The 21,694-nt window shown below is 71.8% G+C and carries 21 protein-coding genes; 10 read left to right on the top strand and 11 right to left on the bottom strand.

All coding sequences use genetic code 11. The annotated features are described in order from the left end of the window. Positions 1–9 precede the first annotated feature (9 nt). Positions 10–1,335, bottom strand: coding sequence for a sensor histidine kinase (locus OG700_RS32330; RefSeq protein WP_405619789.1), 1,326 nt, complete (start codon positions 1,333–1,335; stop codon positions 10–12). 157 nt (positions 1,336–1,492) lie between these two features. Further along, positions 1,493–2,005: a MarR family winged helix-turn-helix transcriptional regulator gene (locus OG700_RS32325; protein WP_405619787.1), complete on the bottom strand. Its 513-nt coding sequence runs from the start codon at positions 2,003–2,005 to the stop codon at positions 1,493–1,495. A 93-nt stretch (positions 2,006–2,098) separates the two neighbouring features. Between OG700_RS32325 and OG700_RS32320 the strand changes: the two genes are divergently transcribed. From OG700_RS32320 to OG700_RS32310, 3 genes are all read left to right on the top strand, one after another. Further along, a complete protein-coding gene (locus OG700_RS32320) occupies positions 2,099–3,637 on the top strand; it encodes an MFS transporter (RefSeq protein ID WP_405619785.1) in 1,539 nt (512 codons plus the stop codon). Between the two features lie 147 nt (positions 3,638–3,784). Next, positions 3,785–4,426 carry a hypothetical protein gene (locus tag OG700_RS32315; RefSeq protein WP_405619783.1) on the top strand — a complete coding sequence of 214 codons (642 nt, stop codon included), beginning with the start codon at positions 3,785–3,787 and terminating at the stop codon, positions 4,424–4,426. Between the two features lie 380 nt (positions 4,427–4,806). Then, entirely contained in the window at positions 4,807–5,622 is an 816-nt protein-coding gene (locus OG700_RS32310; RefSeq protein WP_405619781.1) for a BTAD domain-containing putative transcriptional regulator, read from the top strand. A gap of 88 nt (positions 5,623–5,710) precedes the next feature. Here OG700_RS32310 and OG700_RS32305 read toward each other — a convergent pair whose 3' ends face one another. Further along, the gene (locus tag OG700_RS32305; RefSeq protein ID WP_405619779.1) at positions 5,711–6,793 is read right to left on the bottom strand and encodes a DUF6081 family protein; all 1,083 of its coding nucleotides are present in this window, start codon (positions 6,791–6,793) and stop codon (positions 5,711–5,713) included. A 268-nt stretch (positions 6,794–7,061) separates the two neighbouring features. Here OG700_RS32305 and OG700_RS32300 point away from each other — a divergent pair, with 268 nt between their 5' ends. The 5 genes from OG700_RS32300 (at position 7,062) to OG700_RS32280 (ending at position 10,792) form a co-directional block, all read left to right on the top strand. After that, entirely contained in the window at positions 7,062–7,982 is a 921-nt protein-coding gene (locus OG700_RS32300) for a pseudouridine-5'-phosphate glycosidase (RefSeq protein ID WP_405619777.1), read from the top strand. Next, positions 7,979–8,725: an HAD family hydrolase gene (locus tag OG700_RS32295; RefSeq protein WP_405619775.1), complete on the top strand. Its 747-nt coding sequence runs from the start codon at positions 7,979–7,981 to the stop codon at positions 8,723–8,725. The genes OG700_RS32300 and OG700_RS32295 overlap by 4 nt, the downstream gene beginning before the upstream one ends. Positions 8,726–8,793: 68 nt before the next feature. Next, complete coding sequence (locus OG700_RS32290) at positions 8,794–9,879, top strand: DUF6081 family protein (RefSeq protein WP_405619773.1); 1,086 nt, start codon at positions 8,794–8,796, stop codon at positions 9,877–9,879. Then, positions 9,876–10,331: a lipocalin-like domain-containing protein gene (locus tag OG700_RS32285; protein ID WP_405619771.1), complete on the top strand. Its 456-nt coding sequence runs from the start codon at positions 9,876–9,878 to the stop codon at positions 10,329–10,331. The genes OG700_RS32290 and OG700_RS32285 overlap by 4 nt, the downstream gene beginning before the upstream one ends. Further along, on the top strand, positions 10,331–10,792 hold the full coding sequence (locus OG700_RS32280) for a PPOX class F420-dependent oxidoreductase (protein ID WP_405619769.1): 462 nt from the start codon (positions 10,331–10,333) through the stop codon (positions 10,790–10,792). The genes OG700_RS32285 and OG700_RS32280 overlap by 1 nt, the downstream gene beginning before the upstream one ends. A 462-nt stretch (positions 10,793–11,254) precedes the next feature. On the opposite strand, the gene OG700_RS32275 is transcribed toward OG700_RS32280, so the two are convergent. Next, entirely contained in the window at positions 11,255–12,319 is a 1,065-nt protein-coding gene (locus tag OG700_RS32275) for an aldo/keto reductase (RefSeq protein WP_405619767.1), read from the bottom strand. A 4-nt stretch (positions 12,320–12,323) separates the two neighbouring features. Then, on the bottom strand, positions 12,324–12,791 hold the full coding sequence (locus OG700_RS32270; RefSeq protein ID WP_405619765.1) for a nitroreductase family deazaflavin-dependent oxidoreductase: 468 nt from the start codon (positions 12,789–12,791) through the stop codon (positions 12,324–12,326). Positions 12,792–12,997: 206 nt separating this feature from the next. Between OG700_RS32270 and OG700_RS32265 the strand changes: the two genes are divergently transcribed. Both OG700_RS32265 and OG700_RS32260 read left to right on the top strand, forming a co-directional pair. Next, positions 12,998–13,651, top strand: coding sequence for a TetR/AcrR family transcriptional regulator (locus OG700_RS32265; RefSeq protein WP_405619763.1), 654 nt, complete (start codon positions 12,998–13,000; stop codon positions 13,649–13,651). Between the two features lie 181 nt (positions 13,652–13,832). Continuing rightward, positions 13,833–14,975 carry a hydrolase gene (locus OG700_RS32260; protein ID WP_405619761.1) on the top strand — a complete coding sequence of 381 codons (1,143 nt, stop codon included), beginning with the start codon at positions 13,833–13,835 and terminating at the stop codon, positions 14,973–14,975. Positions 14,976–15,797: 822 nt separating this feature from the next. Here OG700_RS32260 and OG700_RS32255 read toward each other — a convergent pair. The 6 genes from OG700_RS32255 to OG700_RS32230 are packed head-to-tail and all read right to left on the bottom strand — an operon-like array spanning position 15,798 to position 21,565. Then, positions 15,798–16,742, bottom strand: a complete 945-nt coding sequence (locus OG700_RS32255) for an MBL fold metallo-hydrolase (RefSeq protein ID WP_405619759.1) — start codon at positions 16,740–16,742, stop codon at positions 15,798–15,800. Next, on the bottom strand, positions 16,735–17,808 hold the full coding sequence (locus OG700_RS32250) for an aromatase/cyclase (protein ID WP_405619757.1): 1,074 nt from the start codon (positions 17,806–17,808) through the stop codon (positions 16,735–16,737). The genes OG700_RS32255 and OG700_RS32250 overlap by 8 nt, the downstream gene beginning before the upstream one ends. A gap of 36 nt (positions 17,809–17,844) precedes the next feature. Next, a complete protein-coding gene (locus OG700_RS32245) occupies positions 17,845–18,636 on the bottom strand; it encodes an SDR family NAD(P)-dependent oxidoreductase (protein ID WP_405619755.1) in 792 nt (263 codons plus the stop codon). Between the two features lie 18 nt (positions 18,637–18,654). Continuing rightward, complete coding sequence (locus OG700_RS32240; protein WP_405619753.1) at positions 18,655–18,915, bottom strand: acyl carrier protein; 261 nt, start codon at positions 18,913–18,915, stop codon at positions 18,655–18,657. Positions 18,916–18,968: 53 nt separating this feature from the next. After that, positions 18,969–20,303 carry a ketosynthase chain-length factor gene (locus OG700_RS32235; protein ID WP_405619751.1) on the bottom strand — a complete coding sequence of 445 codons (1,335 nt, stop codon included), beginning with the start codon at positions 20,301–20,303 and terminating at the stop codon, positions 18,969–18,971. Beyond that, positions 20,300–21,565, bottom strand: coding sequence for a beta-ketoacyl-[acyl-carrier-protein] synthase family protein (locus tag OG700_RS32230; RefSeq protein ID WP_405619749.1), 1,266 nt, complete (start codon positions 21,563–21,565; stop codon positions 20,300–20,302). The genes OG700_RS32235 and OG700_RS32230 overlap by 4 nt, the downstream gene beginning before the upstream one ends. Positions 21,566–21,694 lie beyond the last annotated feature (129 nt).

Here is a 21,694-nt window from a genome sequence, read left to right as displayed (position 1 = left end):
CCGGAGCGGTCAGCGGCGGCGGTCCGCCAGCCACAGGTCGCGGCCCGGTGGCCGGGGCTTGGACCAGGCGCCGCGCGGCGGCGGTTGGAGCGGGCAGGACGCCCGTAACCGGAACCAGCCCCACTCGCCGCTGGTCGACAGGGAGCCGCCGACCGCGGACAGCCGGTCGGCCAGATTGCCCAGGCCGCCGGTGCGGCGCCGGGCACCGGCGGCCAGATCCGCGTCCCGCGCGCCGTCGTTCGAGATCGTCATCACGATCCGCCCGCGCTCCTCGACGAATTCGATGCGGCAGCGGTCGGCGTGGCTGTGCCGCAGCAGGTTGGTGACCGCCTCCCGCAGCACGATCGCCAGGATCGTGCCGATCCTCGGATCGGTGTCGCGGGGCGCGCCCTTGACGACGGTGTCCACCCCGGCGGTGTGGAGGACCCCGACCACCGAGCGCAGTTCGTCGGTGAAGGACATCTCGCGGTAGCCGCTGACGACGGCCCGGACATCGGCCAGCGCCTGCCGCGAGATGTCGAGCGTCTCGGTCAGCTCCTGCCGGGCGCGGTCGTCGTCCACCCCCACCTGCCGGATGGTCAGTTCGCTCTTGAGGGTGATGGCGGAGAGGCTGTAGCCGAGCAGGTCGTGCAGGTCCCTGGCGAAGCGCAGGCGCTCCCCCGAGACGGCGACCCAGGTGGTCCGCTCCCGGAGCCTGCGCTGTGCCACCACGAGGTCGCTCAGCCGGGTCAGCCCGTAGACCATGAGGCCGATGATGAGCGAGGCGAGGGTCAGATAGGCGGCCTCGACCGGGCTGAAGCGGACGAGGGCCAGCACGAAGACCGCGGCGGAGTTGACCAGATAGAGGACCCAGGCCAGGACCGAGCCACGCAGGACGACCAGGAACGAGCCGGAGAGGAATCCGCCGAACCCGCCCCACAGCACACCGGACATGGGGATCGGGGCATAGGCGAACACGGCCTGGAGACCGAGCGTATAAGGCCCGACCCTGGATCTGAGGCGAATGGTGTAGGGATTGCAGTGGAACAGCTGCAGAGCGAAGAAGACGGTCAGTACCGCCACGGCGCTCAGGATGCTCAACGAGCCGTGCTGCCACTTCAGCAGGTTGAGGATCGCCATCACCGCGTATCCCAGTTGAACGGACGCGGTCAGAAACAGGACCAGTCGTGGTCCTGGTTCATTTGACTCCGTGCCGGACCCTTCCCCGTAGAGTCCCGCATTCAGGTCGTCGAGTTTGTTGAACCCGTCACACTTGTCGTTCTCGTCGAATCCGTTGCGCTTGGCGAATCCGTCGCGCCTGGTGAATCCGTCGCGCTCGTCGAATGAATGGACCACGCAGCATTCCCCCCCGGGGCATACATGGATCGAGCCCCCACAGTAATCCAGGGGCCGGTGGGAATTCGTCCCTCCTGGGGAGGACTCCGCTCTCCCCCGGTCGGGTGGTCCTTCCCCTGCCGGACGCGCCACGCCGAGCGCCCGGCGGACCGATCGCTCAGCCGGTCGGGAGACCGGCCCGCCTCTGCTCCCCCGCGTTCTCCCCCGTGTTCGTGAGCTCCCGCTCGTACACACGGAGCGTGTCGACGAAGGTGCGCCGCTCGACCGGGGTCAGCGGTTCCAGCGCCACGCGCCAGGCGCGTACACCGTTCTCCAGCCAGCACCGCACCGCGTCCAGATGGGCGTCCGCGATGCTGACGATCTTGCGGCGGCGGTCGGCCTCGTCCTCCTGGCGGTCCACGACGCCGCACCGGTTCAGCTCGCCCACGAGCAGGCTGACCGTGGCCGGGGCCAGTTCCAGCCGGGCGGCCAGGGCGTTCACGGTGAGCGCCCCGTCGAAGAAGAGATACGCCAGCAGGGACAGGTGGCGCGGGGCGAGGTTGTACTCCTCCAACTGCCGCGGTACCGGCGTCCGCTTGGTCCGCGCGACGACGCGCGGCATCAGCAGCAGCAGCGTGCGCACTCCGTCGTCGACGCTCAGCTCTTCCCCCGCCCGGCCATCGCTTGACATGCCCCTACCCCTGCAATAGTTTTGCTTTGAGAGCAAAACTGTTTTGCTTTGCTTCCCTCGTACGTGACCCGAGCCTACCGGAAGGGCCGTCCCATGGCGGTAGAACAACCAGCCGATACGACGACGCCTCCGGCGCAGTACAGCCCGAGGCGGTGGGCGACGCTGTCGGTCACCCTCTTCGCGGTGTTCATGGACATGGTGGACAACACCGTCCTCAACGTGGCGCTGCCCGCCGTGCAGAGCGACCTGGACGCTTCGTCGTCCCAGCTCGAATGGTCGGTGGCGGGGTACACCCTGGCGTTCGCCGCCGCGATGATCACCGGCGCGCGGCTGGGCGACCAGCTCGGCCGCCGCAAGATCTATCTGATCGGCCTCGGCAGCTTCGTCGTCACCTCGGCCCTGGCCGGCGCCGCGGTCAACCCCGAGATGCTCATCGCCTCCCGCGCCCTCCAGGGCATCGCCGCCGCGATGATGGTGCCGCAGGTGCTGGCGATGCTTCAGGTGGACTTCCCGAAGTCCGAGCGCCCCAAGGCGATGTCCCTGTACGGGATGTCACTGGCCGTGGGCGGTATCGGCGGACCGCTGCTCGGCGGGACCCTGCTGGAGGCCGACCTCTTCGGCCTCGGATGGCGCCCGATCTTCTTCATCAACGTGCCGGTCGGCATCGTCGCGCTGATCGCCTCGTACTACCTCACCCGCGAGTCGCGCAGCGACTCCCGCGAGACGTTCGACATCCGCGGCTCGCTGATCGCGACCGTCGGGCTGCTGAGCCTGCTCTTCCCGCTGGTGCAGGGGCGCGAGCTGGGCTGGCCCTGGTGGACCTTCGCCCTGATGATCGCCTGCCCGGTGATCCTGTGGCTGTTCACCCGGTACGAACGCCAGGTGGAGGCCAGTGGCAAGTCGCCGATCATCGCCCCCGAACTGCTGCGCCACCGCAGCTCGGTCGGCGGACTGCTGGTCGCGATCCTGTTCTTCTGCGGCATGTCCTACCAACTCGTCATGACGATCCACCTCCAGGTCGGCGAGGGCTACTCCCCGCTGCGTACCGCCGTGTCGCTGGCGACCTTCACCGTCGGTGTGGGCATCGGCTCCGCCGTGGCGCCCCAGCTCATGCCGCTCGGCCGCCGCGTGGTGCTGCTCGGCTGCGCGGTCATCGCCGGCGGCATGGGGATCGTGGCCTGGACCGTGGACCGCTACTCCGGCTCGCTGGAGTGGTGGCACCTGGTGCCCGGCATGGTCATCTCCGGCATCGGCCTCGCGATGGTCGCCGGAACGCTGCTCAACATCGTGCTGGCGCAGATGCCCAAGTCCGCGTCCGGCGCGGCGTCCTCGCTGATCAACACGTCCATCCAGGTCGGTGTGGCCACCGGCGTGGCGATCGTGGGCACGGTCTACTTCACGATGGTGGAGGACGGGAACTCCCCCACCGACTCGGCGGTCGTGGGCCTGCTGACGGTCGTCGGCCTTTACGTGCTCGCCGGTCTGGTCGCGCTCGTACTGCCGCCCGGCCGGATCGACATGAGCGACGACGACGAGGCCGACGACGCCCCGCGGACCACAGACGGCGCGGCGGTGTCCATCGACGAGTCCCTGCCCCCGCAGGAACGCCCGAAGGACCCCGTCGCGCGCTGAGAGGGCCACCCCCGCCCCTCGGCCCGGACCCCGTCGCGACCGGTCGCGACGGGGTCCGGGCCGTGTCCGCCAGGCAGTCTCGACCGTCCCGCGAGGACGGCCCCGCACGGTGTGCGGCACAGGACCTTCGAGAAGGGAACGTGCCACATGCTCTCCACACCTTCCAGACCTTCCAGACATCGCCCGAGTCGCCAGGGATCCACGACATCCACGGCATCCGCGCGGCCGTCCGGATCGGCCCGGCGGGCGCTGCGCGCCGGGCTCGCCACGCTCACCGGCGTACTCGCCTGCACGCTCATCGGCCCCGCCCCCGCCGGCGCGCAGCAGGCGCGCGAGACCACCGCGCGCACCGCGGAGGGCATGGCGGCGCTGGACTTCCTGCTGGGCGACTTCTCCTGCGCGTACACCGATCTCACGCTGCCGGAGCCCACCACCACCACCGTCCGCTGGACGACCGAGAAGACGCTCGGCGGCGCCTTCTACGAGATGCGGCTGAGCGGATCGGCGCCCGCCTTCGAAGGTCGCTGGGTCTTCGGCAGGAACGCGATCGACAACGTCTACACGACCTTCTACTGGGACACCTGGGGCAACACGGGGACCGCGACGTCCCCCGGCTGGAAGCGCGGCACGCTCCGCTTCGAGGGGCCGTACGTGACGCCCGGCGGGCACGCGGACAGCAAGGACGAGTTCCGGGTGGTCGACAAGAACCGCTTCACCGACAACGCCTTCATCCGCTTCGAGGGCCAGGCGTGGGGGCAGATCAGCTCGATCGACTGCCGCCGGGTCTGAGCACCGCGAAGGCGCGCCCCGCCGCCGGCCGTGTGCCGCGACGGGTCCGCTTCACGGCAACACCGCACTGAGCCCCGCGCCCGGAAAGGGGCCGGGGCTCACCGCATTCCCGGCCACGCGATAATTCTTCGTTACGAACAACTTTCCAGACGGTCTCCGTTGTGCCAGAATCTGGATTCCACTTCCCCTTCGTCGCGTGGATGAACCGGCTTGAAAGAAGCGGCTTGTTTCCGCCTTCCGGTCTCCGGAAGAAGCATTCCAAGCCACACGGGTGTCATGGGTATGAGGAATTCATAGTCAGAGCCGTGACAGATTCACTGGGGCAATCCGGCCTGCCTCTGCAAAGCTCCCCTTGGAATTTCCAACAGGGAGGTCCGGGTATGAAAATCGAAGTGTTGGGACCGCTGAACGTCCGACTGGACGACACGTCCATCGTGCCGAGCGCAGGAAAACCACGACAGATACTCGCACTCCTCTCCCTGCGACCAGGGCGGATCGTTCCCGTCCCGGTGCTCATGGAGGAGATCTGGGGTGACCGAATACCCCGCAGCGCGCAGACGACCCTTCAGACGTACATTCTTCAGCTCCGCCGCAGGATCAGTGCCGCGCGGCCGAACGCGCGCAGGCCGACGGCCAAGGACGTGCTCTCCACCCGGTTCGGCGGCTATCAGCTCAGCGAGCCGGTGGGCAGCAGCGACGTGGGGACGTTCCAGCGACTCACGGCCGAGGGCAGCCGGGCGATGGAACGCGGGGAGGCCGGCCGGGCCGCCGACATCCTCGGCAGGGCGCTCGCCCTGTGGCGCGGCTCGGTCCTGATCGACGTACCGACGGGCCCGGTGCTGGAGACCGAGATCCTGGGCATCGAGGAGACCAGGACCCGGGCGCTCGAACTGCGCATCGAGGCCGATCTGTTGCTGGGCCGGCACGCCGAACTCCTCGGCGAGCTGCGGATGCTGGTCGCGCGGCACCCGCTCCACGAGAACCTGTACGCGCAGCTGATGATCGCCCTGTGCCGTTCCGGGCACACCTGGCGAGCGCTGGAGGTCTACCAGCGGCTGCGCTCCACGCTCGTCAGCGAGCTGGGCGTGGAGCCGTCGGGCCGGATGCAGCGGCTGCACCAGCAGGTGCTCGGGGGCGATCCGGGCCGGTCGCACCTCGGCGAGCCGCTGCGCGAGCTGTCGCTCGAACTGCGTTAGCCAGGCACAGGAGTTCATGACGGCGGGGCCGCCCTTCGAGGGGGCGGCCCCGCCGTCATGCCGGGTCGGTTCGTGCGGCGGTGCCGGTTCAGGGCTTGCGCGTCACCCTCGTCCAGTCGATGTCCATCCGCGCGCCCTGGCCGAACAGCCGGTTCTCCGGGCGGCTTTCGGGGTCCAGGAACTTCTGCTCGGCCGGTTCCCCCTTGCGCGGGTCGAAGTAGAAGCCCGGTTCCGGCTTCAGCCTGACCAGTGCGGTGCCGGCCGCGGCGCCCGGCTTGGCTCCGTCGAGCAGGCTGCCGAGAGCCATGCCGCAGGTGATCTGGTTGAGCTCGATCTCCTCCTCCGTGCCGCCGTGGTCGATGGTCATGTACTTGCGGTCGAACGCGTATGTACCGATCTTGTCGGTCTGGAGCTTCTGCCGGCCGTCCACCAGCCAGGTCACCCGCTTCCCGCTGCGGTCGATACGGACCTCCAGGTCGTGCAGCGCGCCGCGGGCCGTCTTGGCCACCGGTATCGCGTAGCCGTACGCGGCGTAGTTCCGCGTCTCGCTCGGCAGCCGCTCGTAGATCGCGTAGATGGTGTCGTTGATCACCGAGAAGTCGGCGATGGCCTGGGACTCGAAGTCGGCGGTGATCAGCGCGACCGAAGCGAGGCGGATGTCGTTCGCCGGATCCTTGACGGTCGGACCGAACGGGTTCTCGGTGCCGAAGGTGCGTCCCGCCACCTTGTGCGAGCAGCTGACCGAGCCGGTGTCGGGCACCTCGAAGCCGGGCACACCCGCGGCCGTGTAGCGGTTGGGGAAGGCGATCCACTTGATGTGGTCGTCCGACCCCGCACCGCCGCCGGGGCCGGTGCTGCGGGCGTACGCCGGGTCGCCCGTCTTCGGATTGACGCCGGTCGGCACCACGTTGAGCACGCCGCCCGGTGTGGTGATCACCGCGTCCCCCTCCGGCCACTGCGCGTCGCCGAGGACCATCCAGTTGCCGTTCGCACCGGTGGTGAACCCGTTGTCGTACTGGTCCTCGAACAGCACGGTCCCGGCGCCGGATCCCGTCCCGGGACCGGACGGCGCGGACGGCGCGGACTGTGCGCCGGACGGCAGCAGTGCCACCAGGGTGGCCCCGGCCACCCCCGCGAACAGCAGTCTGTTTCTCGTCGTTCCCCTTGCCACGGCTCAACCCCCATATGTCGGCGTCTCTCAGATCCCGAGGAGCGTGCCGGGGGCCGCCGGATTTTCCCTTGAGGCCCGGCTCAGCCCTCTGCGGCCCGACCCGGCGTCGACCCGACCCGGCGTCGACCCGACTGAGCGTCGACCCGACTGAGCGTGGGGCCGCGGTGCCGCGCACCCGCTTCGACGGCTGCTCGACCGGCGCTCAAGAGCGGGCGGAGATGGTGACCGGGCGAGTCAGCGCCCACTTCCCAGGAAGGACACCCCGAACATGGAACGACAGCCCGATCCGCTGCTTGAGGTCAGCGAGGAGATCGCCACCGCGCTCGCGGAGCGGCGTCCGGTGGTGGCACTGGAGTCCTCACTGATCACCACCGATCCCTCGTCGGAGACCGCGTCGCTGATCGAGAAGGCGGTACGCGACGCCGGAGCCGTCCCCGCGACCATCGGGATCTCCGGCGGCAAGCTCCTGGTCGGTCTGACGGACGCGGCCATCGAGCGCTTCGCCACCACCAAGGGCGTGCCGAAGATCAGCGCCCGCGACATCGGCGGCGCGCTCGCGGGCGGCGGTCTCGGCGCGACGACCGTGGCCGGCACCATCGTGATCGCCGAGCGGGCCGGGATCCAGGTGTTCACCACGGCGGGCATCGGCGGTGTGCACCGCCGGGGCCAGGACACCCTCGACATCTCCCCCGACCTGCTCCAGTTCCGCCGTACCAGGATGACCGTGGTCTCCGGCGGTGCCAAGAGCATCCTCGACCACCGGCTGACCGCCGAGTACCTGGAGACGGCCGGCATCCCGGTGTTCGGGTACCGCACCGACCGGCTCGCCGCCTTTGTGGTGCGCGAGGCCGACGTGCGGGTGACCCGGATGGACGACCTGCGCACCGCCGCGCGGGCCACCGAGGCGCACTGGGAGGTCAACGGGCCCGGCACCGTCCTGCTGGCCGCCCCGATCGCCGAGGAGGACGCGGTGGACGGGGCGCTTGTCGAGGCCGCGATCGAGAGCGCGCTGGAGCAGTGCGACCGCGACGGCATCGTGGGCAACGCGGTGAGCCCGTATCTGATGCGGGCGTTGGCGAAGGCGTCGGACGGTCTCATGCCGAAGGCGGGGCGCTCGCTGCTGCTCAGCACGGCAGGGGTCGCCGGGGAGTTCGCGGTGGCGCTCGGCGCGGTTCAGGCCGAACGGTGACGGGCGGGGCGACCGGCCGCGAGGCCGGTGACGCGGCGATCGGTGGCGCCGGGGCCGGTGCTGCGGGGGCCGGTGACTCCGGGGCGCGCGGTGTGATCTTCGACCTCGACGGAACGCTGGCCGACACCCCCGCCGCCATCGCCACCATCACCGCCAAGGTACTGGCGGACCGGGGCGCCCAGGCGTCGCACGAGGCGATCCTGGCCACCGTCGGCCGGCCGCTGCCCGCGAGCCTCGCCAGGCTGATGGACCTGCCGGTGTCGGACCCGCGCGTCGCCGAGGCGGCCGGGGAGTACGGGCGCCAGTTCGGCGCCCATGTGCGCGCGGCGGGTCCCGGACTGCTCTACCCGGGCGTTCCCGCCGGGCTCGACAAGCTGACGGCGGCCGGCTTCCGGCTGGCGATGGCGACGTCGAAAGTGTCCAAGGCCGCCCACGCCATCGCGGGCCTGACGGGCCTCGACGCCTGGCTGACGGTTGTCGCGGGGGACGACAGCGTGCCGCGCGGCAAACCGCATCCGGACCTGGCGCTGCATGTCGCCGAAGGCCTCGGCCTGGCGCCCGGCCGGTGCGTGGTGGTCGGCGACGGTGTGCCGGACGCGGAGATGGCACGCGCCGCGGGGATGGCCGTACTCGGCGTCTCCTACGGCGTGTCCGCGCCGGACGAGCTGATCGGGGCGGGCGCGGGACGGGTCGTGGACTCCTTCCCGGAGGCGGTCGCCGCACTGCTGGACGGATACCGGTGAGCCGCCCGCCCGCGCCCCCGGGCGGGCGCTCCCGCTCGCACGAGACAACGACGAAAGGGGCGGCCTCCATGCCGCGCAGAACATTTCTCTCCCGCCACGGACTGCTGCTGGCCGCCGCGCTCGGCGCGGTCATGACGACACCGGGCGCGGCCACCGCCAAGCCGCCCAAGCCGGCCGGCCGGGGCTACCGGATCGTGTGGGACGACTTCGCCGGCGGCTTCCGTACCGAGGGGAAGGACGCCCGCTGGTTCCATGTGGCGGGCGGCCCCTACCGCGCCGACGACGGCATCGTCACCACCGAGCGGGGCGAGCTGTCCGTACGGGCGCGGGGCAGCCACCCGGTGACCGGCGAGCCGATGTTCACGCAGACCATCCCGGCGGAGAACCCGGTGGGCATGCCGGGCTCCGGGGACCACGCCAAGTTCATCGCGTACACCAGCCATGTGGCGACGAGCGGCCATCCCGGGTTCGACGCGCACGACGGGTACGAACTGCTCTTCGAGACGCGGCTGTCGGGGCGCACGTTCGGCACCGCGGGCCATCCGTTCGGTGACGCCGTACTCGACGCCGAGGACGATCTGCGGCTCGCCTCGGCGATGATGCTGACCACCGACCCGCAGACCTCGGTCTCCTTCGACTTCGTGGTCACCAACAAGCGGATCTACGCCTGGTACGGGCGACCCACCTTCCTGCGCGGGGAGTTGGGCGACTACGCGTCGTTCGCGCACACGGTGCCGCTGGCCGACCGTGAGCCGGGCGACAGCCACGACCTCTCGATCGGATACGACCGGGCCGCCGGAGTGGTGCGCTGGCTGCTCGACGGCCGGGAGGTGTTCCGCGTCGACCGCATCGGATTCCGGCTCGACCGGGACACCGCGACGCTCGACGAGGGCGGCGAGGAGACGCTGGTACGGCCCCGGCAGCTCAACCCCGGGCTGGGGCTGCTGACCCTGCTCGACGCGTCGTGGCCCACGGACAAGGGGCTGGTACGGCTCTCGGCGCCCCGGCACACCACGTACTACCGCCCCTCGGTGGGCGCGCCGCGGGCGCAGACGTTCGCCGACGAGGAGAGCACCGACGGCGGGCGCCTCTTCGGCCAGGGCGCGTCCGTGCGGCTCGGCTCGTACCGCGTCTCCAGCAGGCGGGTCCGGTGACCCCGCAGGACGTCGTCGGGGTGTGGCGGCTGGTCTCGTACACCGAGGCCGGCGAGGACGGCGCGCCGGTCGCGGGGCCGCTGGGCGGCGCGCCGGAGGGGCTGCTCGTCTACACCGCCGACGGGCATGTGGCGGTCAGCATGATGAAGACCGGCGACGGCCCCGCGCCGGAGAGCTACATGGGCTACTCGGGCCACTGGCGGCTGGCCGGTGACGAGATGACGCACGAGGTGGTCGTCAGCGCCCATCCGGCGATGGCCGGGTCCAGCCAGGCGCGGCGGGTGGCACTCGACGGCGGACTGCTGTCGCTGCGCGGTACGGCGGTCACCCCCGTGGGCGGACGGCTGCCGGAACGGGTGCTGACGTGGCGGCGCGCCCGGCCGGCGGACCGGCTCGGCGAGAAGAACCCGAGCGACATGAACGACGTGAACGACGTGAAGGAGACGCACTGATGCCTGAGTACGTGGACGCGCCCGACGGCTGGTGGCGGGAGTTCATCATGGCCGATCCGCCGAGGACCGCGAAGGCGTCCGTCGTCCGTAAGGACGGCAGCCCGCATGTGGTCCCGGTCGGCGTCACCATGGACGGTGACGACATCATCTACACCTGCCAGAAGGACAGCGTGAAGGGGCGCTCGCTGCAACGGGACGGCCGGATCGCGATGTTGTGGGACGACGAGCGGCCTCCGTTCTCGTTCGTGCTGATACGCGGACGGGCCACGCTCAGCGAGGACGTGGACGAACTGCGGTCCTGGACCGCCCGGATCGGCGGCCGGTACCACGGGCGCAAGCGCGAGGAGGAGTTCTCGGAGCGGTTCACCATTCCCAACGGGGTGGTGGTGCGGGTCAAGGTGGAGCACATCGTCGCCAAGGTGAACCTCTCGGAGACGGTGAATGTGAAGAAGACGACCTGAACTCCCTTGAGGGAGTGGGTGGATGACGGCACGGCACGGCACGGCACGGCACGGCGGGAGGCGGCGGGGCGGGGCACCTTGCCCGGCTCCGCCGCCTCCCGCCGTGTGCGTGTGCCTGTGTGCCCGCGCGGCGGTCCTACGGGGGGGTGTGTGGGGCCGTACGGGGCGGTCCGCCGCACGCGCCCGGCCGCGACGGGACGGGCGGGCTCGCCTGTCGGCGGTCCGTCCTCGGGCGCCGGACGGGCTTGAAGGTCCGTCCGGCGCTTGAGGGCAGGCGCGGCCCACGAGCCACGCGACCCGGCCGGCGTTCCCGGCCGGACAGGCCCTGGCGAGGTGTTCCGAAGTGGCGTCGTCCGCCCGAAGGGCGGGGCGAGCGTGCCTGCTGGACACCACCGGCAGACGGGACGTCGACTCGCCCAGGCCCAGGTCAGGCTGGGTCGGGGCGAGGCGGGTCGGGAACGGCTACGGCGTTCCGTACTGGTCGTCCGCCGGTACCCGGCGGACCGTGGTGCGGCGGTCCTCGACCTGGTCCCAGCGGTCGCCGTAGATGGCGTCCCGCATCGCGGGGAAGCGTACGAAGTCGTGGGGGAACCCCGCGTCGACGCGGCTGGCCCGGTCCAGGGCCGCCAGCCATTCGTCCTCCAGGACGACATCCACGGCGCCCAGATTGTCGGCGAGCTGCTCCTCCTTGGTGGCGCCGAGGATCGGCACCACGTTGCCCGGCCGGGACAACAGCCAGGCCAGTGCCACCTGGGCGGGGCTGCGGCCGGCGGCCCCGGCGACCCGTACGGTCTCCTCGACCACGTCGTCACCGGGCCCCGTACCGCCCGCGCCCCACGCCACGTGGTCCAGCCGACCGTCCTCGGCCCGCAGGTACTTGCCGGTGAGCCGCCCGTCGGCCAGCGGCCCCCAGGCGAACACCGGCAGGTCGAAGGCGTGGGCCATCGGCAGGAGTTCGCGCTCGACGGTGCGCTCCAGGAGGTTGTACCGGATCTGGAGGCCGGCGAACGGCGACCAGTCGCGCAGCTCGGCCAGTGTGTTGGCCTGGGCCACCTCCCAGGCGGGCCAGTCCGAGACACCGACGTACAGCACCTTGCCCGCCCGCACCTGGTCGTCGAGCGCGCGCATCACCTCGGGCACCGGGGTGAGGGTGTCGCGGGCGTGCACCCACAGCATGTCGATGTGGTCGGTGCCGAGCCGGCGCAGACTCCCCTCCAGCGAACGCACCAGGTTCTTGCGGTGGTTGCCCGCGGAGTTCAGGTCGCCCGGCAGCATCTGCATCGTGTACTTGGTGCTGAGGACGAACTGGTCGCGACGCCCTGCGAGCAGCTTGCCGAGCGCGGTCTCGGCCGACCCGCCGCCGTACTCGTTGGCGGTGTCGATGACGTTACCGCCGGCCTCCGCGTACCGCTCGAAGATGCCGGCGCGGGTCGCCTCGGGGAGTTTCCATTCGTCGCCGAAGGTCATGGTCCCCAGCGCCAGCCGGGATATCCGGACCCCTGTCCTGCCGAGCAGCGTGTAGCGCACGGGGTCAGTCCTTCCGGCCGAGCACGACCACCGGGATCCTGCGCGTGGTCTGCGCCTGGTAGTCGGCGAATGCCTGGACCTCGGCGGACGCCTCGTCGAAGAGGCGGTCGCGCTCCTCGCTGTCCGGCGGCACGACGGTGGCGATGGCCGAGTAGGTCTCCGCGCCGTCCTCGACGGTGACCCGGGGGTGCGCCCTGACGTTGTGGTACCAGGCCGGATGGGTGTCGGCGCCGCCGTTGCTGCCGAAGACCAGCAGGCTGCCGTCCGGCTGGGCGAAGAAGAGGGTGGGCACCGTGCGCGGCTCGCCGCTCTTCGCCCCCCGGGTGGTGATCAGGACGATCTTGGCGCCCTCGAAGGGCGGGCCGACCTTGCCGCCGTTCTCCCGGAACTGGGTGATGACCGGGAGGTTGTAGGCGCCCGGGTCCCCCTCGGCGGGGGTGGTGGGTGCGGGGTCGAACTGCTCAGTAGCCATGGGGACTTCCTCTGGATCGGGATAAACGGAAAAGTTTCCACCTAGGTCTGGGGCGAGCCTAAGCCGAGGGGCTTCCGTCCCGCAAGAAACTCCCTCGCGCGCCACCGGAGAGATGTCCGGCACGGCATCCCATACGGCATCCGATATGGCATCCGGTACGACATCCGCTGCGTCTCCGGCCGCCGGTCGGTCCTATGCTCACGGTCATGCCCACAACCTCCTCCGAACGAGCGGACGCCGCGCGCAACCGCAGGAAGATCCTGGCCGCGGCGGCCCGCATGGTGGCTTCCGGGGACGCCGAACGGCTCTCCCTGGACGTGGTGGCCAGGGAGGCCGACGTAGGCGTCGGCACGGTCTACCGGCGCTTCGGGGACCGGGCGGGGCTGGTCTTCGCGCTGCTGGCGGAGCAGGACAAGCTGTTCAGGGCACGCCTCGTGGGCGACCCTCCTACGGAGGGCGACACCGCGGACGCTCCTACGGAGGGCAGCACGGCGTACGGTCCTACGGAAGGCGGCGATACGGCGGAGGGCACGCCCGGCGAACAGCTCCGCCGGTTCCTGTACGCGCTCGTGGACCTGGTCGTGGCGCAGCGCGAGCTGCTGCTGGTGGCCGAGGCCAGCTCCCCCGCCTCGCGGTATGTGAGCGACTCCTACGCCTTCCAGCACGCCCACGTGAGCCGTCTGGTGGCCGCGCTGCGTCCGGACGCGGACGCGTCCTGGCTGGCGGACGCGCTGCTGGCGCCCTTCGCGCCGAGCCTGGTCGACCATCAGCGCGAGACCGCCGGGTTCTCCCCGGAGCGGATCAAGGCGGGCTTCGATCAGCTTCTGAGGGGGGTACTGCCGCCGGAGCCGGACGCGTGAGGCGAGCCCCGCCCGCCGCGCCTGTCGAGCCTGTCTCCAGTGGGTTTCCAGCGTGCCGCGCGAGCGTAGGCGGCGACGGGTGCGCGGGACGGAGGCCGGGTACGGCACGGCCGCCCCGACCGGGACGCCGATGCCCGCGCCCGGCATCCCCGCGCGACGCGGACCTACCGGAGGCGCACGCATGCTGGAAACCGATGAACTGACCGCACTGGCGGCACTGGCGGCCGAATCCGCACCACGGTCCGAGGAGCGGCGCGAACTCGAACCCGACGTGGTCAAGCTGCTGTTGAGGACCGGCTTCGCCCGCCACTTCGTACTGCGCGAACTCGGCGGCTCCGAGGGCACCTTCGCGGAACTGACCGAGGCCGTGGCCCGGATCGGGGCGGCCTGCCCGGCGACCGCGTGGTGCGCGTCGCTGGCCGCGAACCTCGGCCGGATGGCCGCGTATCTGCCCGCCGACGGCTACCGCGAGGTCTGGGCCCAGGGGCCCGACCAACTGGTGGCCGGATCGCTCTCCCCCTTCGGCAGGGCCGTCCCCGCCCCCGGCGGATGGATGCTGAGCGGCCGTTGGCCGTATGTGAGCGCCGTGGCGTTCGCGGACTGGCTGCTGCTCTGCGGCACGCTCCCGGAGAACGCGGGCGCCCGGGTCTTCGCCGTGCCCAGGGACGCGGTGACGATCGTGGAGAGCTGGGAGAGCGTCGGAATGCGGGCCACCGGCAGTCATACGGCGGTCGTCACCGACGTGTTCGTGCCCGACCACCGCGGCTTCGACCGCGCCGACCTGCTGACCGGCCGCCCGGTGGCCTCCGCCGCCGCCTGTCACACGGTGCCGCTAGAGGCCGCCAACGGCCTGTCCTTCGCCGGCCCGTTGCTGGGCGCCGCCGAGGGGGCGCTGGCGCACTGGTCGGCGTACGCGGTGGTCAAGGCGCGCAGCGCGCTGCTACGCCCGCAGGCACCCGGCCCGAGCCGTATCGGGCTCGCCGAGGTGCTCGCCCACTCGGCCGGGGAGACCGACGCCGCGCGGCTGCTGCTGGAGCGGTGTGCGCGGGTCGCCGACCGGGGCACCGACGTCACCGCCGAGGAGACCCGGCGCAATCTGCGCGACACGGCGCTGTCGGTGAAGATGCTGGCCACGGCGGTCAACCGGCTGGCGGCGAACGGCGGCACGAGCGGTTTCGGGGAGAGCGCCCCGCTCCAGCGGTACTGGCGGGACGTCAACACCTCGGCCACTCATGTGGCGCTCCAGTTCGAGTCCGCGGCGGTGTCCTACGCCGAGGGTCGGCTGTGGACGACGGAGACCGGCGGCCCCGAGGCCGCGCGGTAGGCCGCCGAGGGCCTGTCGTCGACGCGGCGAGGCGGGGCGCGGTCCCGGGGACCGTGCGCCCCGCAAGATCCGAACGACAGGCCCTCGGAGCGGGGGCAGGCCGGCGTACGGCGCCCGCGCGGAAGCAACGGCCCCGGCGGTGAGGGAGCCCATCTCCCCCGGCCGGGCGCGCCGTCGGGCCGCGGTGTGCCCCGGACCGAACGAACGTCGGCGGCGACCCCGTCAGCAGGTGCCCGCCTTTGGACGGCCTCCCTGACGCTGAACAGCGGTGTCTGCCCGGGCGGTACGGCCGGCCGCGCGAGGTGCCCGCGCACTCCCTCCGCCGGCGTCACCGACGCGGCCGTGGCACGACGCGACGGCGCGCCCGGCGTCGCTGCCGAGCGCGCGGACGCGGTGCCGTGCCTCCGCCGTCGCCCGGTCTCCGGCGCGGTGGGTGATGCCGCCGGTGAACCCGGCGGGTCACAGTGGCTCGCCGCGCCGGGTGCGCGGCAACGGTCGGGGCGGGCGCGTCGGCGGGCCGTGCTGGACTGTCCGCGCCGCCGGGCCACCCCCGCCGGGCCGAGCACGGCCTCCCCGGAGGGGTGCGGGGGCGGCCCCTCGGGATCGCCGGACCGTTCAGCAGCACTAGGGCATGTTTCGAAAGTCCCGCCTGGCCGACGACGCCTGGCACGCGCACTCGCCGCGTTGTCGGAATCATCCAAGTACGTCCAGTACGAGAACGATCCTCCGCCTTGCGATCGCACGCACCAGACGCCGTCGGCCCCGCCCTTCGGGCGGACGGCGCTACTTTCGCAACACGCCCTAGCCCCGGCCGTCGGACCGTCAGGCATGCGAGAGCGGCAGCACCCCGCCGTTGTACTCGACCATCTCCCCGAAGATCCCCACCACGTCGAGCGGATGGCCGGGAGGCCGGCCGTCGAGTTCCGCGTACGCCCGGTGCAGATTGGCCAACAGCCGCTCGGGGTCGCGCAGTTCGGGATAGAACTCCGGGCCGCACCGGCGGGCCGCCTGGAGGGGCGTGAGGCCCGCCTCGCGGCCCTGGACGGCCCGCTCCAGCAGCCCGCGGAGATACGCCTCGGTCTCCGCCAGCACCTCGGGACCGCTCACCGGGCCGTGCCCCCCGACGATGATCCGGGGGTCCAGCTTCCGTACGAGGTCCAGGGTGCCGAGGGAGCCGATGACGGAGCCCATCAGGAGGAACGGGGTGCAGCCGGGCAGCAGTACGTCGCCCGCGAAGAGCACCCGCTCATCGGGAAGCCAGACCAGGGTGTCGTTGGTGGTGTGGGCGGGGCCCGGGTGGATCAGCTCGATCGTGCGCCCGCCGTGGTGCAGGGTGAGCGCGTCGCGGTACGTGAGGTCGGGCAGCATCAGTTCGACGTCACCCCATTCCACGCCCGGCCACAGGCCGGTGAGACCGAGACCGGCCGCCGCCATCTCCGTACGAGTGCGTTCGTGGGCGACGACGACGGTCCCCGGTCCCGCCAGCACGGCGTTGCCGAAGGTGTGGTCGCCGTGGAAGTGGGTGTTGACGATCAGGCGCGGCGCCTCGGGGGTGAGGCGGCCGAGTGCGGCCCGCAGGGCCTTGGCCCGGCTCTCGGTGGCGGCCGTGTCGATCAGTACGGGCCGGCCGCCGTGCCCCGGTTCCGTCAGGATGCCGGCGTTGCTGACGCACCAGCCGCCGTCGGGCTGTACGTACGCGTACACGCCGTCCGCCAGTTCCTCCAGCCGGCCCGGGGCGCCCGGCGGCGACGCGGCGGGGCTAGGCATCACCTGCCCCCTCCCCCTCCAGATGGCGGCGGGCGGCCCGCAGCGTGCCGCGGCTGTTGCCGCCGATGATGTCCCGGACCTTCGCCCTGGCCTCGGGCAGGGTGATAGCGGCGCCGAAGACGCCCTCGATCGCGTCGGGGTCGAGCGCGACGGTGTGCCGCGCCGTGACGCGTGTGCCGTCTGGGCCGCCGCTGATGATCCACTCGCCGGAGTGGGCCAGCAGGCCGCGCGGGGGTGTGGTCTGTTTGTAGACGATGCGTTCGCCGGCGAAGCAGAGCCGCACCGACTGGGTGCTGTGGGTGCTGCCGTCGGCCGCCGAGGTGTCCATGTCCAGGGTCTGCACCTCGGCGCCCGCGGTGGCGTCCGTGGGAGGGTCGGTCTCCAGGTCGAGTTGGGCGACGTGCGGCAGCCGCCGGGGCCACAGGTCGGCGCGGTAGAGGAAGTCGTAGACCTCGCCGGCCGGCCCGGCGACAGTCTCCTCGTCGCTGAAGGACAGGATCAACTCGTCCGGCTCCTGGGCGCGTTCGGCCCAGGAACGGATGGCGCCGATCTCCACGGTGCTGTTGGTGTCCAGCGCGCCGGCGATCCGGTCGGCCGCGAACTCGCCGCCGGTGGTGGTCCAGCGGTGGCCGAGTTCGAGGCGTCCGGGGGCGTCCGGCGTGGCGTCGTCGAACCGCCAGTGGCCCGCCATCGCGGTGATCGGCGGGGCCGGGACCTCCTGGGCGAAGTCGATCCGGTGGGTCACCGGGTCGAGCACCCGGCGGGAGGTCCAGCTCTTCACCTCGTGGCCGATCAGCGCCCAGAGCCTGATGCGCTGGACGTCGCCGGTGCGTTCCAGCTCGCGGGACCAGATGCAGGGCGCGAAGAGCAGCGGCCAGCGCTCGACGTCCTCGATCAGCCGGTAGGCGCGGTGGGCGGGTGCGGCGAGCTCCGTGACGTGCTCGGCGGAGCGGGTCGCGCTGTCCGCCGCCGCCTCCGCCACCGCCTGCGCCACCGCCCTCGCCGCCTTCTCGTACGGGTCTCTCGCCGATTCCCGTTCTGTCGCCTGTGCCGTTTCCGTGTCCACGCGGGGGTCTCCTCTCGCTCGGTGCGTTCGGGCCGGTCAGTAGTTTCCGAGGCCGCCGCAGACGTTGATCGCCTGCGCCGTGACGGCGGCCGCCGCGTCGGAGACGAGGTAGGCCACCATGCCGGCGACCTCCTCGGGCTCCGTGTAACGGCCCAGCGGGATCTTGGCGTTGAACCGGTCGAGGACCGCTTCCTCGGTGGTGTCCCAGATCCGGGCGTAGTGCTTGCGCACATCGCCCGCCATCGGGGTCTCCACATAGCCGGGGCACACCGCGTTGACGGTGATGCCGCTCTTGGCCAGCTCCAGGCCGAGGGCCTTGGTGAAGCCGACCACGCCGTGCTTGGACGCGGAGTAGGGCGCTCCGAAGACGACGCCCTGCTTCCCTCCGGTGGAGGCGATGCTGACGATCCTGGCCCTCTTCAGCTCCCGCATCCGGCCGGTGGTCAGCACCTGCTTGGTGACCAGGAAGACGCTGTTGAGGTTGGTGTTGATGACGTCGAACCACAGCTCGTCGGGCACCTCCGCGGTGGGTCCGCCGCCGCTGCGACCGGCGTTGTTGACCAGGATCTCCACCGGGCCGAACCGGTCCACCGCAGCCTGGACGAAGTCCCGCACGCTGTCGGCGGAGGTCACGTCGCAGACGGTGCCGTCGGCGCCCAGCCCCGCCTCACGCAGTTCCTTCACGGTCTGCGCCAGGGCCTCCTCGTCGCGGGCGCAGAGGAACACGGGGTGCCCGAGGGCGCCCAGGGTCTCCGCGACGGACCGTCCGATGCCCCGGGTCGCCCCGGTGATGACGGCCACACCCCGCACTGCCGTTTCCTGCTCCATCGTGTTCTCCCCGTTCTCTCAGGCGGCCTGGGTCACGGCGTGGTTGACCTGGTCGAGGAATTCGCGGGGCGTGTCGATCCCGGAGACGTCCTCGTCGCTGAGCGTGACTCCGTACCGCTGCTGCACCAGGGCCGCCGTCTCCAGCAGCGCCAGCGAGTCGTAGCCGAGGTCGGTGAAGGAGGTGTCCAGGTTCTGGTGGCCGAGCGTGACGTCGCCGTCGTCGGCGCCCGCGCACTCGGTGAGCACGCGGGCCAGTTCGTCGAGAGTGATGGTGGCCATGGGGTGACTCCTCGCGTTCGGGTTGGTTCGGGATGGTTCGCGCAGGGAACGGTTCAGCCGGCCGGCGCCGGGGCGCGGACCACCACGGCGGCGTTGAAGCCGCCGTGTCCGCGGGCCAGCACCAGCGCGGTACGCAGCGACGCCGCGCGGGGCTCGGCCCGCACCAGGTCGATACGGTGTTCGGGAACCGGTCGGCCGGGACCGATGGTGGGTGGTACGACCCCGTCGCGCAGGGCGAGCAGCGCGCCCGCCACGTCGAGCGCGGCGCCGCCGCCGAATAGCCGGCCCGTCAGGGTCTTGGGCGCGGTGACCGGCACCCCGTACGGACCGAAGAGGGAGCGCAGCGCGGCGGCCTCGTCGGCGTCCGCGCCGGGCCGTCCCGCCGCGTCGGCGAAGACCACGTCCACGTCATCGGCGGCGAGTCCGCCGTCGGCGAGGGCGAGCCGCGCGGCCCGTTCGAGGCCGGACGGGCGGCCCGAGTCGGGCGGCGGATCGAAGGTGGCGGCGTAGCCGGCGACTTCGCCGTACACCCGGGCGCCGCGGGTACGGGCCGCGTGCTCGTCCTCCAGGACGAGGATCGCGCCGCCCTCGCCGGGGACATGACCGGCGGCACGGGTGTCGAAGGGCAGGTACGCGGTGGCCGGGTCGGCCGAGCGGGAGAGCCGTCCGCCGGCCAGGTGGGACACCAGGCCCCACGGGTCGAGGGAGGAGTCCACTCCGCCGGTCAGCGAGAGCTTGACCCCCTGGCGCAGGGTCCGGCGGGACTGGCCGATGGCGTCGAGCCCGCCGGCCTGCTCCGAGACCAGGACCCCGCCGGCGCCGCGCAGTTTGTGCCGGATGGAGAGCTGACCGGTGTTGACCGCGTAGAACCAGGCGAACGACTCGTACACGCTGACGTGCTGCGGTCCCTGGGTCCAGAGCTTGCGGATCTCCCGGTGGGTGAACTCGAAGCCGCCGGTGGCGTTGGAGGTGACGACGCCGAAGTCGTACGTGCCGTAGTCGCCGCTCTCGGCCAGTGCGGCGGGGTCGGCGTCGGCGTCGGCCAGCGCGGCGGCTCCGGCGGCCAGTGCCAGCCGGGTCACCCGGTCGGTCTGGGGCAGCAGCCGGCCCGGGATGTGGTCGGCCGCCTCGAACCCCTCGATGCGGCCCACCAGCGGGGCGGGGTAGCGCGAGGCGTCGTAGTCGACGACCGTGCGGATGCCGCTCTCGCCGCGCAGGGTGGCCTGCCACCACTGCTCGGTGCCCACGCCGTTGGGGGCGGCGACACCGATGCCGGTGACGACGGCGGCCGGGCGCGCGGCGGACCCGGTCCCACTCCCGGTCCCACTCCCGGTCCCACCCGCGGACTTGGTCGCGGACTCGGTGGCGGACTCGGTGGCGAGTGTCATCGTGCGGTCTCCCCACGGGTGATCACCATGGCGGACTGGAAGCCGCCGAAGCCGCTGCCCACGCTCAGTACGGCGTCCACGTCATACTCGCGGGCCTCGTTCGGCACGTAGTCCAGATCGCACTCGGGATCGGGTTCGTTGAGGTTGGCGGTCGGCGGTACCGCGCCGTTCTCCATGGCCAGCGCGCAGGCCGCGATCTCGATCGAACCGATCGCGCCCAGCGAGTGCCCGACCATGGACTTGATGGAGCTGACCGGCACCCGGTAGGCGTGGTCGCCCAGCGTCTCCTTGAAGGCCGCGGTCTCGTGCCGGTCGTTCTGCTTGGTGCCGGAACCGTGCGCGTTGACGTAGCCGACCAGATCGGGGGCGAGCCTCGCCTGGTCCAGCGATTGCCGGATGGCCTCGGCCATCTCGGTGCCCTCCGGCCGCAGGCCCGTCATGTGGTACGCGTTGCAGCGGGTGGCGTACCCGCCGATCACGCCGTACACATGGGCGCCCCTGGCCCGTGCGTGCTCCAGCTCCTCCAGGACGAACATCGCGGCGCCCTCGGCCAGGACGAACCCGTTGCGGGTCCGGTCGAAGGGCCGGGAGGCGTGCTCGGGGTCGTCGTTGCGCGGGGTGGTCGCCTTGATGGCGTCGAAGCAGGAGACGGCGATCGGCGAGATCGGGGTGTCCGCCCCGCCGGCGATCATCACGTCGACGGTGCCCTCGGCGATGAGGTCCCGCGCGTATCCGACGGAGTCCAGGCCCGAGGTGCAGCCGGTCGAGACGACCGTCGCGGGGCCTTCGGCGCCCGCGGCCCACGCCACCTCGGCCGCCAGCGAGCTGGGCACGAAGGCGTCGAAGAGATGCGGCGACACGTAGTCGCTGTCCACCTCCCACAGCCGGCCGCTGTCGCTCAGCACGAGGTACTCGCGCTCCAGCGCGGTGGTGCCGCCGACGGCGCTGCCGACGCTCACCCCCGTACGGCTCGGGTCCAGTTCGACGAATTCGAGACCACTGTCGGCCAGGCACTCCCTGGCGCTGACGACCGCGAACTGCGCGGCCCTGTCCATACGTCGGCTCTCCCGCGGGCTCAGCCCGTACCGCTGCGGATCGAAGTCGACTTCGGCGGCGACCTGGGAGCGGAATCGGGAGGGGTCGAAGAAGGAGATGGTGCGGGTGGCGGTGCGGCCGGAGACCATCAGGTCCCAGAACGCCTTCTTGCCGACCCCGCCCGGCGCGACCACGCCGATTCCGGTGATGGCGACACTTCGGTTCACTGTCCTGCCCCTCGTTCGGCTGCTTCCGACTGTCGGTGGCGCTCCTCGATGACCGCTCGATTACCGCTGGCGCGTCCCTGGGCCCGGTCCACCGACGGTCCACCCCAGGTCCAGACGGGGCGGGCAGGG

Source organism: Streptomyces sp. NBC_01508, from assembly GCF_045040315.1.
In the GTDB taxonomy this organism is placed as follows: domain Bacteria; phylum Actinomycetota; class Actinomycetes; order Streptomycetales; family Streptomycetaceae; genus Streptomyces.
The sequence above is the reverse complement of the archived record's forward strand: the minus strand, read 5'-3'. Positions and strand labels throughout refer to the sequence as shown.

Excerpts from the sequence above, each read along its gene's own strand:
- OG700_RS32325 (WP_405619787.1), bottom strand. The coding sequence starts at position 2,005 with ATGTCAAGCGATGGCCGGGCGGGGGAAGAGCTGAGCGTCGACGACGGA.
- OG700_RS32320 (WP_405619785.1), top strand. The coding sequence starts at position 2,099 with ATGGCGGTAGAACAACCAGCCGATACGACGACGCCTCCGGCGCAGTAC.
- OG700_RS32315 (WP_405619783.1), top strand. The coding sequence starts at position 3,785 with ATGCTCTCCACACCTTCCAGACCTTCCAGACATCGCCCGAGTCGCCAG.
- OG700_RS32310 (WP_405619781.1), top strand. The coding sequence starts at position 4,807 with ATGAAAATCGAAGTGTTGGGACCGCTGAACGTCCGACTGGACGACACG.
- OG700_RS32300 (WP_405619777.1), top strand. The coding sequence starts at position 7,062 with ATGGAACGACAGCCCGATCCGCTGCTTGAGGTCAGCGAGGAGATCGCC.
- OG700_RS32290 (WP_405619773.1), top strand. The coding sequence starts at position 8,794 with ATGCCGCGCAGAACATTTCTCTCCCGCCACGGACTGCTGCTGGCCGCC.
- OG700_RS32280 (WP_405619769.1), top strand. The coding sequence starts at position 10,331 with ATGCCTGAGTACGTGGACGCGCCCGACGGCTGGTGGCGGGAGTTCATC.
- OG700_RS32270 (WP_405619765.1), bottom strand. The coding sequence starts at position 12,791 with ATGGCTACTGAGCAGTTCGACCCCGCACCCACCACCCCCGCCGAGGGG.
- OG700_RS32265 (WP_405619763.1), top strand. The coding sequence starts at position 12,998 with ATGCCCACAACCTCCTCCGAACGAGCGGACGCCGCGCGCAACCGCAGG.
- OG700_RS32260 (WP_405619761.1), top strand. The coding sequence starts at position 13,833 with ATGCTGGAAACCGATGAACTGACCGCACTGGCGGCACTGGCGGCCGAA.
- OG700_RS32255 (WP_405619759.1), bottom strand. The coding sequence starts at position 16,742 with ATGCCTAGCCCCGCCGCGTCGCCGCCGGGCGCCCCGGGCCGGCTGGAG.
- OG700_RS32245 (WP_405619755.1), bottom strand. The coding sequence starts at position 18,636 with ATGGAGCAGGAAACGGCAGTGCGGGGTGTGGCCGTCATCACCGGGGCG.
- OG700_RS32240 (WP_405619753.1), bottom strand. The coding sequence starts at position 18,915 with ATGGCCACCATCACTCTCGACGAACTGGCCCGCGTGCTCACCGAGTGC.
- OG700_RS32235 (WP_405619751.1), bottom strand. The coding sequence starts at position 20,303 with ATGACACTCGCCACCGAGTCCGCCACCGAGTCCGCGACCAAGTCCGCG.